Origin of the sequence: Tunturiibacter psychrotolerans (assembly GCF_051013365.1) — a bacterium.
GTDB classification, from domain to species: Bacteria; Acidobacteriota; Terriglobia; order Terriglobales; family Acidobacteriaceae; genus Edaphobacter; species Edaphobacter psychrotolerans_A.
On sequence record NZ_CP132941.1, the window covers coordinates 452,191 to 464,325 of the forward strand.

At 54.3% G+C, this 12,135-nt stretch carries 14 protein-coding genes and 1 other RNA gene; 9 read left to right on the forward strand and 6 right to left on the reverse strand.

Going from position 1 to position 12,135, the window contains the following annotated elements; all coding sequences use genetic code 11:
* The first annotated feature begins 220 nt into the window (after nt 1-220).
* Nucleotides 221-1,324, forward strand: coding sequence for an HD domain-containing phosphohydrolase (locus RBB76_RS01800; protein WP_429634525.1), 1,104 nt, complete (start codon nt 221-223; stop codon nt 1,322-1,324).
* A 132-nt stretch (nt 1,325-1,456) separates the two neighbouring features.
* Here the strand turns inward: RBB76_RS01800 and RBB76_RS01805 are convergent, their stop codons facing one another.
* Both RBB76_RS01805 and RBB76_RS01810 read right to left on the reverse strand, forming a co-directional pair.
* Nucleotides 1,457-3,112 carry a hypothetical protein gene (locus RBB76_RS01805; RefSeq protein ID WP_433963503.1) on the reverse strand — a complete coding sequence of 552 codons (1,656 nt, stop codon included), beginning with the start codon at nt 3,110-3,112 and terminating at the stop codon, nt 1,457-1,459.
* A gap of 419 nt (nt 3,113-3,531) precedes the next feature.
* Nucleotides 3,532-4,563: an IS110 family transposase gene (locus tag RBB76_RS01810; protein WP_433963504.1), complete on the reverse strand. Its 1,032-nt coding sequence runs from the start codon at nt 4,561-4,563 to the stop codon at nt 3,532-3,534.
* Between the two features lie 233 nt (nt 4,564-4,796).
* Here RBB76_RS01810 and RBB76_RS01815 point away from each other — a divergent pair, with 233 nt between their 5' ends.
* From RBB76_RS01815 to RBB76_RS01835, 5 genes are all read left to right on the forward strand, one after another.
* A complete protein-coding gene (locus RBB76_RS01815; protein WP_429633210.1) occupies nt 4,797-5,087 on the forward strand; it encodes a 4a-hydroxytetrahydrobiopterin dehydratase in 291 nt (96 codons plus the stop codon).
* Nucleotides 5,088-6,029: 942 nt separating this feature from the next.
* A complete protein-coding gene (locus tag RBB76_RS01820) occupies nt 6,030-6,467 on the forward strand; it encodes a CYCXC family (seleno)protein (RefSeq protein ID WP_429633208.1) in 438 nt (145 codons plus the stop codon).
* 51 nt (nt 6,468-6,518) lie between these two features.
* Nucleotides 6,519-6,938 carry an EamA family transporter gene (locus RBB76_RS01825; RefSeq protein ID WP_429633206.1) on the forward strand — a complete coding sequence of 140 codons (420 nt, stop codon included), beginning with the start codon at nt 6,519-6,521 and terminating at the stop codon, nt 6,936-6,938.
* Between the two features lie 80 nt (nt 6,939-7,018).
* Nucleotides 7,019-7,372: a transfer-messenger RNA gene (gene ssrA / locus RBB76_RS01830) on the forward strand.
* Nucleotides 7,373-8,174: 802 nt separating this feature from the next.
* Nucleotides 8,175-8,525, forward strand: a complete 351-nt coding sequence (locus tag RBB76_RS01835; protein WP_429633224.1) for a tyrosine-type recombinase/integrase — start codon at nt 8,175-8,177, stop codon at nt 8,523-8,525.
* A 160-nt stretch (nt 8,526-8,685) separates the two neighbouring features.
* Here the strand turns inward: RBB76_RS01835 and RBB76_RS01840 are convergent, their stop codons facing one another.
* A complete protein-coding gene (locus tag RBB76_RS01840; protein WP_433963505.1) occupies nt 8,686-8,931 on the reverse strand; it encodes a helix-turn-helix domain-containing protein in 246 nt (81 codons plus the stop codon).
* On the opposite strand from RBB76_RS01840, the gene RBB76_RS01845 reads away from it, so the two are divergent.
* On the forward strand, nt 8,846-9,088 hold the full coding sequence (locus tag RBB76_RS01845) for a hypothetical protein (RefSeq protein WP_429633226.1): 243 nt from the start codon (nt 8,846-8,848) through the stop codon (nt 9,086-9,088). The two genes, RBB76_RS01840 and RBB76_RS01845, sit on opposite strands and share 86 nt — an antisense overlap.
* 216 nt (nt 9,089-9,304) lie before the next feature.
* Nucleotides 9,305-9,502 (forward strand): hypothetical protein, encoded by a 198-nt coding sequence (locus RBB76_RS01850; RefSeq protein WP_429633204.1) that lies wholly within the window; start codon nt 9,305-9,307, stop codon nt 9,500-9,502.
* 568 nt (nt 9,503-10,070) lie between these two features.
* Here the strand turns inward: RBB76_RS01850 and RBB76_RS01855 are convergent.
* The 3 genes from RBB76_RS01855 to RBB76_RS01865 are packed head-to-tail and all read right to left on the reverse strand — an operon-like array spanning nt 10,071 to nt 10,951.
* Complete coding sequence (locus RBB76_RS01855) at nt 10,071-10,337, reverse strand: hypothetical protein (RefSeq protein ID WP_429633202.1); 267 nt, start codon at nt 10,335-10,337, stop codon at nt 10,071-10,073.
* A complete protein-coding gene (locus RBB76_RS01860; RefSeq protein ID WP_429633200.1) occupies nt 10,321-10,737 on the reverse strand; it encodes an alcohol dehydrogenase catalytic domain-containing protein in 417 nt (138 codons plus the stop codon). The genes RBB76_RS01855 and RBB76_RS01860 overlap by 17 nt, the downstream gene beginning before the upstream one ends.
* Nucleotides 10,706-10,951 carry a DUF1427 family protein gene (locus tag RBB76_RS01865; protein WP_429633198.1) on the reverse strand — a complete coding sequence of 82 codons (246 nt, stop codon included), beginning with the start codon at nt 10,949-10,951 and terminating at the stop codon, nt 10,706-10,708. Before RBB76_RS01865 ends, RBB76_RS01860 begins: the two co-directional genes overlap by 32 nt.
* Before the next feature lie 79 nt (nt 10,952-11,030).
* Between RBB76_RS01865 and RBB76_RS01870 the strand changes: the two genes are divergently transcribed.
* Nucleotides 11,031-12,116: a GlxA family transcriptional regulator gene (locus tag RBB76_RS01870; RefSeq protein ID WP_429633196.1), complete on the forward strand. Its 1,086-nt coding sequence runs from the start codon at nt 11,031-11,033 to the stop codon at nt 12,114-12,116.
* Nucleotides 12,117-12,135 lie beyond the last annotated feature (19 nt).

Sequence of the window (12,135 nt, forward strand, 5' to 3'; positions counted from 1 at the left end):
CCACGTTCTCACCATCAACTCACCACAAGAAAACCACGCATTTTCCCACGACCCCTCTTAAAAAGTGCAGCAAAACCGCAAACAGAACACTCTGAATCCATAGACGAAATTTTTCTCAAACAAGCACCTGATTCCTACGCCTGGACCGCCGATAAAGACGTATAAGCCAGTGGCATTTAGCCAGCTACATCACACCGTCACTCCGCGAAAGTATCCATCCATGCCGCAGGAACGAATCCTGGTAGTCGACGACGAAGAACCCGTGAGAGCAGTCGCAGCAGCCCTTCTCGCCAGCAGCGGATACACCGTCAACACCGCTGAAAGCGCCGAAGACGCCATCACTCGCCTCCAGCAGGACCCCGACTACGACCTCGTCCTCTCCGACATCATGATGCCCGGCACCGACGGACTCACCTTCCTCGACCATCTCTGCACCGACCACCCCGGCATCCCCGTCGTCATGTTCTCCGCCATCAACGACATCTACGTCGTCACCAGCGCCTTCCGCCGCGGCGCCATCGACTATCTCCTCAAACCCTTCGAGCGCACCGAACTCGAAAGCGTCGTCCTCAGAGCCATCGAGCACGGCCGCCTCCGCAAACAGAACTCCACCTACCGGCATAACCTCGAAGCCATCGTCAACACCAGAACCGGCCGCCTCCGCTCCACCATGCTGGACCTCGAGCGCAGCTACGACGTCACCCTCGAAGCCATGGGCGATGCGCTCGACCTCCGCGACCAGGAGACCGAGGGCCACTCCCGTCGCGTCACCGCCTACACCAACGCCCTCGCCCACGCCATGGGGCTCAACTCCGAAGAGCTGCGAGTCATCGCGCGTGGAGCCTTCCTCCACGACATCGGAAAGATCGCCATACCCGACGCCATTCTTCTCAAGCCCGGCAGACTCACCGCCGAAGAGATGGCCATCATGAAGGAGCACTGCGCGCGCGGCTACGAGATGGTCCGCAAGATCTCCTTCCTCCGCGATGCCGCCGAGATCGTCTACGCCCATCAGGAGCAGTTCGATGGAAAGGGCTATCCACGCGGCCTGCGTGGCGAAGAGATTCCCCTCGGCGCACGCATCTTCGCCATCGCAGACACACTCGATGCCATGACCTCCGACCGGCCCTACCGCAAAGGAACCAGCTTCGCCAAAGCTCGCGACGAGATCACCCGTTGCGCCGGCACACAGTTCGACCCCCAGATCGTCGAGGTCTTTCTCTCTATCCCCCCGAAACCTGGTCCGACCTGCGCGCCGCAACCGAGCTGCAAACCCCCGCCCCATCTCCTTTTCGCAGCAACTGACAGTAGTGGCTCAGTTTGAGTCCGCATGGAACCGGGACAGCTTCTCAAGTACATTGATCAGAATCAAAAGATCACATGCCCGACAGACCGACTACACGGCAAAGTGACGAGAACGGCGTTTATCGGTACTGATTTCTTGAGCGAATCTCGTCTATGTAGGAGTAAAAAGCATCGTTTCGATGCTGGCGCCATTGGTTGATGACATCGCGGGCCTCACTTTGAAGTCTCGACCCTCGACAGGTAGCCAATCGTATGTCAACAGCTTCTTGATTGTGGCATCAAGATCGGCGCCCTTGTTCAGGGCTGCCAGCAGAGCGGTGAAGTCCACGATCGCGATCCCGTCCTCCGGCTCGATCCAATGCCAATAGTCCCACGACACAAGAAGATAGTGCACGTTCGTGTAATCCGAAATGCTCTTTGGCAGCTTTTTGCGTTGCTCAAGAAAGTTAGGATCCTTACGCGAGAAGGACCGAATCAGCTTAAGCTGTTGGACACCTTTCTCGATCTCTTTTTCCCTGTCGATGCGCTCAAGCGGTCTGTTCGGCTTGCGGCTCCACTTCAACTCCGCCAAAACCAAGGTTGAGGAGACTTCGTCTGCTAAAACAACATCGATCTCCGTCGTGCCGTCCGGAAGCTCTATCGAGGGTTCGAATTCAAAGCGGGACACAGCTGGGCGCAGCCGCTCGATCATCGTCCGTTCTTTCTCAGTGTTCTGCGCCGAGAACAGCGCATCGAAGGTGTAAGAGAACATGCGAAGGATGTTGTCATCGACTGCACTGGCAAGCGGAAATTGCGGTGCAACCGCGAGGGTGAAATCGTCCAGTGGGACAAAGGGATGGATGCACATGCTGGCTCCTTTCTGTGTCGAAGGATTCAGCGTCAGATCGCCCAGGATCTTTTCACAAAGCGCTTTGTCGATCTTTGAGATTTTGCTCAATTCGTTAACCCACATACGCCGAGACTTGACCATCACTAGCGAAGAAACGGGTATCGGATGCCCGAACCTATCGAACGGGTAGCAAATGTACTCATGGATAGCACACAGGATTAGCAGAGCGACGTAGAGCTCCTTAAATTCACGGAGTGAATAACCGTTCAATTGGAAGTCGTCACGATGCCGGAAGTTGTCATCCAATCGGGCTTGATACTGTGGCCGCAACGCCTCGATCAGCTCCCGTGATGGCTCGTAGGAGAATTTCCTCGCCAAACCCCTTTGCCGGGACGCATGGAAGAGTTCATCCAGCATGCGCTTACCCTCTTTTGACTCGTGCTTAGAGGGAGCACCCCAATTGATGAAGAGCGCGCTCCCCCTGGTACGGAAGCCTTGCTGAAATGCAATGACCTGCCGCTGCCGGGGTGCGTCTCTCGGTATGTAGAAGCGCACCTTCCCATCTGGCAGCATCTCGACCTCCTCATGGTCTTTGTGCCACATCGGGAAGGTATTGAGGAAATGCATATACTGATCGGTCACCATCAGTGCGTGATTAGCGTCGGCTATCAGAGAGCCGTTCCAGGTGTACTTCTGGACCAATCGAGATGCGGGCCTCCCGTGTTCGTTAATGAACCTGAAACCAGAGGTACAGTGGTCAAAGTTGATCACCCTGATCCGATGGAGAGAGCCATTAGGGCCATCTTTCTGAAGGGTGATCTCCAAATTCAGAGCCATTGCGGTCAGGAGCGCCCATCGTGCTTCATTGGCCGGGCGATGGAGCAACCGCAAAAGCTTGTAACATTCATCGGCCCTATCTTCGACGGCCTGGACTGCATTGAGCAGCTCGGTCGACGCTTCGCTCTTCCGGAATGGCATTTCGACACACCTAAGCTTTAATTATGGCTGAGGTGTCTTAGTACACCGATCGGACCGAGGATGTGAAGTTACAGGATGACCATGTGCCTTTCAATCTCCCGTGATTGGTAACGACAATGTATGGTCCGCCGCGTGACTGCAAGGATTAGTTTGGTCGAGAAGACAAGTCTGCGGCAATGTATTCGGCCTTTGATGGAGCCGCGTGCTCCTGGCCAGGATGAGTTCCGCTGCGCATCTGTCCTTACAAGTCGGTCGGTCGTTGAGGACCCTTATCGGGATCAGGTTGCAGATGCGCCGTTGTGACTGTTCTTTCGTCTTTGCTGTTCCTGTGCAGACCTTGGTGGGAAAGTCGTCGTCGTAGAGCGGGAAAGTGGGAGCGTGAAGCGCTTCCAAGCCGCAGGCGTCTTTTCCGCTCTATCTCATGCCGCTGTTGCGCTCGCCGCGGGCCTGTAGTCTTCGCCGGTGGAGAGCACAGCCCAGGCGATGCGGGTGAGCTTATTCGCCATAGCGACCACCAGCACGTTGCGCGGCGCTCTGGCTTCCAGTGCGTTCATCCAGGCTCCAATCGTGAAGCGATCTCGTTTTATGCGCATGGCCGCGGCTCGTGCGCCGTGGATCAGTACCTTACGCAGGTAGATGTTGCCGCGCTTGCTGATGCCCAGCAGCTTGGCCTTACCGCCCGTAGAGTACTGTCGCGGAACGAGGCCGAGCCACGCTGCGAAGTCTCGTCCCTTGCGGAACGCTGCGCCGTTGCCGATGGCGGCAACGATGGCCGTCGCGACGATAGGTCCGATGCCTGGGATCTGGCGGATGCGGCAGCAACCCGCATCGCTGGCGGCGATCTGTTCGAGTCTGTCGGTCAGCTCGTCGATCTGCTGTTCGACGGTCTTCCACTCGTCCCACAGCATACCTATCAGGTTGCGCATCATCGGCGTCAACGCGTTCTCTGCGTTCTCGAGAACATCTGCCATGGCTGCCTTTAGCTTCGCCGGCTTCTGCGCAAACACCATGCCACGTTCCAGCAGGAATGCCCGTATCTGGTTGATGACCGCCGTGCGCCGCGAGACGAGCCGGTCTCGAACCCGGTGGATCGCTTGCAGGTCCAGCTGGTCGTCCGTCTTGATCGGGACGAAGCGCATGTTCTTGCGCTCGACCGCTTCGGCGATAGCCTCTGCGTCGACGTAGTCGTTCTTGTTGGACTTCACAAACGGCTTCACGAACTGAGCTGCGATCAGCCGCACGTCATGGCCTTGCTGCCGCAACGCTCGCCCGAGAAAATGCGCTCCGGAGCAGGCTTCCAATCCGATCAGCGAGGTCTGCATGTTCGCCGTGAACGCCAGCAGCTGCTTCTGTGAGAACTTCTTCTTCACCAGTACCTTGCCCGATGTTCCCAGCGCAACAAGGTGAAATGTCGTCTTGCCCAGGTCGATGCCTACCGAACGAATCTGCATGTCGATGATCCTCCTCTGAAACCGCTGCTAATATCCTCCGCCTCAGCGGGGGGTGACAGCGGCGGACCATCTCATTAGTCGGCTTGTCTTTACCTGTGCCCTCTGTTCATTTGGCCGATAAACGAGCTTATCGGAAATATGCGGAGAATTTAAACTAACCCACTATCCAACTGACCACCCAGTTGCGTAGAACAAACAAACGCAGCTAGCATCGCAGGGCGAGGTGTCTCTCAATGAAGAAAGCTATGGATGCGAACGAAATCAATGACGTCCTGAAGGCAAACCCCGAGTGGAATCTCAAGGATGGCAAGCTCATTCGCGAATGGACTTTCAAGGACTTCATCCAGGCCATGGCGTTTGTGAACCGCGTGGCAACACTTGCCGAGGCGGCCGGCCACCACCCCGATATCGACATCCGCTACAACCACGTAGTTCTCGGCCTGGTCTCACACGACGCCGGTGGAATCACCCAGCGCGACGCCTCCATGGCCAGCAAACTCAGCAAAGAGTTCCCCTCGGCATAGCTTTTTATTCGGCGAACCAGCCGCAGAAGACCCCCGAATTGCCCAAAAAGATCCTCCAAACCATGAAAAACTGTAATTTCATAGGAACTCTCCAACGTCCTCTTTTTTGCATAGAAAATAAGTGAGAAGACGAGCTATTTTTTCAAATCATTCATTAGATTGAATTTATTTCGATTTGTGAAAGCCCTGACCTCTGGAAAACATGCCGAAAATCACCAAATTTCTATGGTTGGACATATTTCTATTTCTTTTCCTCCATATTGTGGTATCTTCAATTCAACGAAGCGTGAACCTGCCGCTCGTGAGATATTTCAGTCCGCAGTCCGGCTGACACAAGTTGCGTCACTGGCCTCCCGGCACGATCAAAACACCGTTCGTGCCGCATTTTTTTTGCCTTCGCCTCCCACACACCAAAAACTCAAATACAAGCGACTGCGTTGCCTTCAGTGACCTACCGCTCCCATCGCCCAAACGACAGCTTCGGCTCTCAATTCCCCTGCTGCGCAAGGCTGTGATCGAACTCGAGAGAGGGGGTGGCTATTTTTCTGTCAAGTCCCAAACCATCGCAACCCGCATCATGACAAAGAGATAGCTCTGGCGCATGAGTTACCACCAAGTCTTTATAATTAACACTGATACGCCGTACCTCCTTGCACGAACGGGGACGGACCTTCGCCAAGCACTACGTAAATCATTTAGATGGAATATTTTATCCGTAAACCCTTTAGAAAGAATATTTTGCAGACACACCCCGCCCGCAAAATATAGACAATAAATGAGTTACGCCCAAAATACCCCCCCGGGGGGAGGGGGGTCGGACAAACGGTCCACCCACTTAGTTCAACTCACTCAGTTGTCAGAAGAAAGAGAGATTGAGTTAAGAAAAAGCAGTAGATACGCCGCTATATTCGCCATCGAAAGGGATTGATCTAGAATACGGAAATGAAGCGAATCATCGGATGCATCGCGCTAGGTCTGGTCACTATGGTGGCCTCCGCACAATGGTCGAATCCCGCGGAAGATATCCCGGCCTATAACGCATCTGCTCCGACAAAGCCTCTTCCTCCGGTGCTTAGCGGGAATCAGCTGACAGGCGTCTACTTCACGCATCCTTACCAAGTGACCGCCTACAAGATGGCCGCCGCCATCCCTGCGGTGTTGCACCAGCAACCTTGCTACTGCCACTGTGATCGCGAGATGCGCCACAACAGCCTGCATAGCTGCTTCGAAGGCACCCACGGCGCTGCCTGCTCCACCTGCATGAGAGAGGCGGTTTACGCTTACCAGCAGACGAAAAAGGGACAGACCCCGGCACAGATTCGCGCCGGCATCGAACGTGGCGAGTGGCAGGAAGTCGACCTCGTAAACGCAACCATGTAGCCTCTCCGCACGCATCTGACGCCGATTTTTTCAGCCGAGTATGCTTGCATCATGACTTGGGTCTTCTGGGCCGTTCTATCGGCTGTCTTCGCTGCGGCAACTGCATTGCTGGCCAAGGTCGGTGTCGCCGGAATCGACTCGAACCTCGCGACCGCGATCCGAACAACGGTAATCCTGATCTTCACCTGGGCGATCGCCATCGCCTTCGAGAAGCATCACGGGCTCACGCAGATCGGCCGCCGCAGCTGGGTCTTTCTCGTGCTCTCGGGCATCTGCACCGGCCTGTCGTGGCTCTGCTACTTCCGCGCCCTGCAAATAGGACCCGCTTCAAGCGTAGCGCCGGTCGACAAGCTCAGCGTGGTACTGGTCATCCTGGGCGCGTGGTTGTTCCTCGGCGAACACCTCACGCCGCTGAAGATAGGTGGCGCCTCGCTCATCACCCTCGGTGCCGTGATCCTGGCCTTCGCGTGACGCGGTGTCTGACAAGGTAAGAGTTATAATCGACGTAGTTCTTTGTAGCGCCCAATGCAATGTTGGTGCCAGCTCCAGATGGGGGCGTCACGGCTTCGACGGGATTGCTTGTGGCAGAGAGGCATGCCGGGGTGTGGACACCCGTAATCGCTCACAAAACTATAAGTGCCGAACCTCAGTTCGCTCTTGCTGCTTAATTAATTAAGTAGCCGATCGCTCAAGCTTCGCCTACGGGCCTGTACCGATCGTCGCACAGTAGGCTGGTCTTCCCTGCTCCGTCTGAGCGGGTCGGACGAGATCAATCAGACTGGTCGTCGTCGCATCTTCGTCCGTTCTAAGCGCCGATGACGAGACAAAGATGAACTGGAAAAAGCATGAAAGCTCTCTGTTGGAAGTTTTTTCGGACGTGGGTTCGACTCCCACCGCCTCCACCATTAATAAGTGCCTTATTTGCAACGATTTATCAGCAATTTATCTGAGACTATACGATAAATGTACGATAGCGGAATGCTGACTATCCACCGTCTTTACAACCCCACTTGTTCGAAGGCTGCTGACAGGTACTGGAAACGATGCAACTGCCCTATGTGGGCTGAGGGCGCGGTTGGGGCACATATACCAGGAAGAGCCTGAAGACCAAGAGTTGGGAACGCGCTGTCGTTCTCAGTCGTCAGATCGAAGACGCGGCCGCCGCAAACCCCGCCTCACATGATGAACCGATTACGATTACAAAGGCTGTAACGAATACCTTCGACGATGCGAAAGCGTGTGAGCTTGCCGACGTCACTCTTTATAAGCTTGAGATCCAACTTCGCAAAGCCTCTTTCTTTTCTGCAAGTCCACCGTCGGTCCAGGAAGCCCGGAACGCTCAGCTGGTGCAAAGCCGAGGGATATGAGCTGCTAACAGAATTCGATCTTAGGGCAGCACAATCGCACCCACCGACTACTTCACGCGCGATGAATATGAAAAGCTGCTGGATGCAACCTACCTCTATCGCGAGAACCGCAGCGAGAACATCACCGGAAATCACGGCACAAGAGTTAGAACCCTGATCATGCTTATGCGTTGGAGCGGATTGCGGATTCGCGACGCCGTCACCCTCGAACGAACTCGGCTCATCAATGACAACCTTGTGCTATATCAAGCAAAGACCGGAACCGCGGTCTACGCCCCCTACCACCTCAGGTGGCGGAGGAGCTTCGGACCCTTCCCGATGGAGCGAAGCCTAACCCAAGATACTTTTTTGGAGTGGAAACGGGCTCCCAACGAGTGCTGTTGCAGATTGGCAACGTAGCTTTAGAAGAGTCTCCAAACTCACAGGACTCGAGAGACCGGACGGTTCAGCAAGACGCTGTTTCCCCCTCATGCTGAGGGATACCTTCGCTGTCGAAATGCTTGTAGCTGGAGAGGGGATCGATCAGGTATCAATGCTTATAGGACATGCAAGCGTGAAGATCACAGAAAAGCATTACTTTTCCCTGGGTCAAAGCAGGCCAAGATCAACTCGCGGCGAGTGTTCGAAAACGCGTGGAGTTCTCTGGACTCCCTTCCCCCAAAGACTCCGAAACACGGGAAAACAAAGCTAATGTTGATGAAGGCTTAGTCAGGCGGTCTGGCGACGGTGATGAACACGGATTAGAACACTCATCCACGATGTGTTTCCTTCTACTCGCACCGATGCTCCTCGTGGCGGTGAAGAGCTTAGCTTAGTGGTTCAGTTTAGATTTGGGGAGTCCATCCTTCGATTCATGAGCGAAAGCTTTGCTTGTTCCACGAATGCCCTGCTTCAGTTAGGACCAGTTTCGCGAGGTCACGCTCGAAGGGCGTAATTCGGTATCTTTTCTCCAACGATGCCACCCGACGACTGAGACCCGGTTGAGTGACGCCAAGGCGCTTAGCTGCTCGCGTGAAATTCATTTCCTCAACCAAGGTGACGATTGCGACGGAAATTCCCGAGCTGGCGAAGAAAGTATTCGTTGCCGCAAAGATCATGCGCACTTCTGATGAAGACCAAGAACTTTCGCTTGAGTTTACCGACGGCACATCTTTTTCTTATTCGTGCTCCAGTAAAGTGGTCGCGGAGGTATCGGTATATCGCGGCGGCGTCGGAGAGAAAGAGATCATCCGCGGATTCAAGGTCGGCGGGTGACCTCTAGAATAGACATGCGGTCGCTCAGTTCGCGAAGGTACAGAAGAACTTCAACTCGGTCGCCCGATGCGTTCCGCGAGAACTTTGGGACTTGCAACCTCCGGCCATGTATTAGGCGGAACTGCATTTTTGAAGAGTTGATTCTTGTGTAGTGTGACCGGATCTTCCAAGCAAACCAAGCGCCCACTTACGCATCAAAAGAAGTGAGGTTACACAATGAATCCGAACGAGAAAAGTACGAATCCGCAAATCGACAAAGATTCTAGCGAAGGTGATTTCGACAGTAAGCAGGAAAAGATCGACCATGTTGCTGGCGATATGGCGCGCAAGGCAGGGAAAGTTGAGAAGAAGTTCGAGAATTCAGATACTGTAGGCGGCGTTCGTTCCAACAGCGGCGGGATCTTCTCAAAGTAGGAAGATGAGGAATGCCCGCGTACCAAAGAGCCCTGAGCTGTCTAGGGCTCTTTACACTCAGCTAGGCCGCGTGTACTTTTCAACTGGATCAACAGATCGGTCTCCTAATGCTTGCAGCAGAAACTTTGTTCAACATAGTCTCGAAGAAGAAGCAATAGGTGAGTAGCTCGCACTCATTTGTTTCGCCATATCGTGGCATGGTTCTTTAACGCTGGTTGCACCTTCCGATCAATCCAGATAGATGACGAAGCAATGTAAGTATTGCGGGAAAAACAAACCTTATTGCTTGTTGAGTCCTCGCAGCTGCTAACCCTCAAGATTAGAGCTAATCGTCAGTCGAGCGGCACTCTAACCAACACGCTGGCTGCACTAAGGTGATGTTGAATTTAGGGAGTCGCGAGCCAATCTCTCGAGTATTATGAACGTGGAGTTTATGATTTGTGGCTTGGGTTACTCACTGAAACGATCAAGGATCTGCGGCACAATTCGTTTCGCCGTGCGCACCCTGAGCTAAAGGCGAATGTGGTATTCAGTAGCCCCCGCTTCTACTGCGGCGGTCCTATATGGATTATTTCGCCTCCGGGGCTTGGTGACGAAGGTATCTGAATTCCTTGTTCAATGGCAACGCAATAATGTTTCGACTTTTGTAATCAGCATGGAATGCTTTTGTGTAGGCAAACTGAGATGCTACCCGTATATCGGTGAGGTGACAGTCACCGATCGCTGCTTGTTGGCCGACACGGGCGGTCAGGTTATATCTCTCTTCTGCTATATATGTCGCGTCAATGTTCGCGAGTGGAAGGACAATCCCGTTCAAATCAGCAAAAACGATCATTCCGTTGAGTCCATCCGTCGGCTGTTGGTGGAGTGCCCGGCACTCCCTGCCTGTTCATGGCTGAACTCTGTGGCTTGCGCACCAGACTGGCTCGCGGAACCGAGATGTACTCGGCATGCGTGCCATCCCGTCTGAAGCCGACATCGCCTCCGGTTCCCCAAACCTCCTTGCCGACCCAATCCGCCGGACCGTCAACGACAAATCCCGAATAGTCGCGCCCTGGAATTCGTGGAAGAGTCGTTTGCTCCATCCTTCCGGCAACGTTTTTAACATCGCTTGGGTTCACGGACGCGGCCGCAACCTGCACGATGGCAGTCGATTGGTCCGCGGTTAGATCTGGCCGCTCCACTAGATGAAGCTGAGAAGGTTCACCGAACTGGTTGAACTGGATAGCTCGCATGTTTGCTCTCCTGAGAGTGTGAGGACGATGTCGATGGGTCAATGGCTTGTGCTTTCAGGCGATCAATCACCCGTCCCGTAACCACATAGCCGATGCTCATCGTGACGACAAGGATCGAGCCTACAATCGCTTGTGGGGCCGGCAACGGTATCCGTGTGAGCCGGCAAAAGGCGCCGATCCCGAAGGCCACGAGAAATCCGAACAATAGCTTCATATTTGTTCCCCCTACTGATCTGCTCTCAACGACTGAGTCGAGATTATCTTTCGCTGGATACTTGGAGAAGCCCGAAAGAGTGCAAACGACCGTTGCATTTTGCGTAAAGCTGGTTATGTTGACTGGCACCTATCGTCAACTATTCCGCCCTTTTCCTGCAGTTACTTTGGCGGAAACGAATAAATCTGAGATTGCCGCACGGGAATACTATGAATTCATGCGCAAGGTCGTCATCAGTGGCCCGCCGCCGGTCCAGGTCCTCGACGTGACGGGTCCACTCGAAGTGTTCTCGAATGTTCTTGACTATCAAGTGGAAATCGTCTCTTTGGATGGAACGGGGCAACTCAGGACGAATCGAGGAATCACCCTATCCGGTGCAGTCTCACCCACAAATGTGTCCAGTTCGATTGACACTCTTGTTATTGCTGGGGGACCTGGCGCCGAATCCGGTGAGTACGACCTAGATTATGTACGCTGGATCGCCGACGCCGCTGGGCGATCACGACGTATCGCTTCCATTTGCACCGGTGCCTTCCTGCTCGCTGCTGCTGGACTTCTCGACGGCAAGCGAGTTGTCACCCATTGGAAATTCTGTGATCGTTTGGCTCGTGAGTTTCCTAAAGTGAACGTCTTGCCCAACCCCATCTTCTTGCGCGATGGATCCATCTACACATCAGCGGGAATCACCGCGGGCATCGATCTATCACTCGCTCTCGTTGAGGAGGATCACGGCCACCAAACCGCTCTGAGCGTCGCCAGACAGCTTGTCATGTTCCTGGTTCGGCCCGGAGGCCAGGCCCAATACAGCCACATGCTCTCCCGACAGGTCACCACCTCTGAGCCGCTACGTGAACTGCAGGTGTATATGCTCGAAAATCTGAAAACGAATCTCTCGGTTGATGCACTTGCGGAAAGAATTGGAATGAGCCCGAGACATTTCTCTCGCGTATGTCTGCGAGAGATGAAGATGAACCCGGGTCAGTTCGTCGATCGTCTACGGGTCGAGGCGGCCCAGCAAATGATTGATAGTTCGTCGATGGGGCTCAAGGAAATTGCGGAGGCCTGTGGATTCGGCTCCGCAGATTCCATGCGCCGAACTTTCCAACGCGTCATCGGGGTTACCGCGGGCGAATACACGGAGCGATTCAAGCGCGCAAAGGAGTAAGCAGCGTCTGACATGTCCG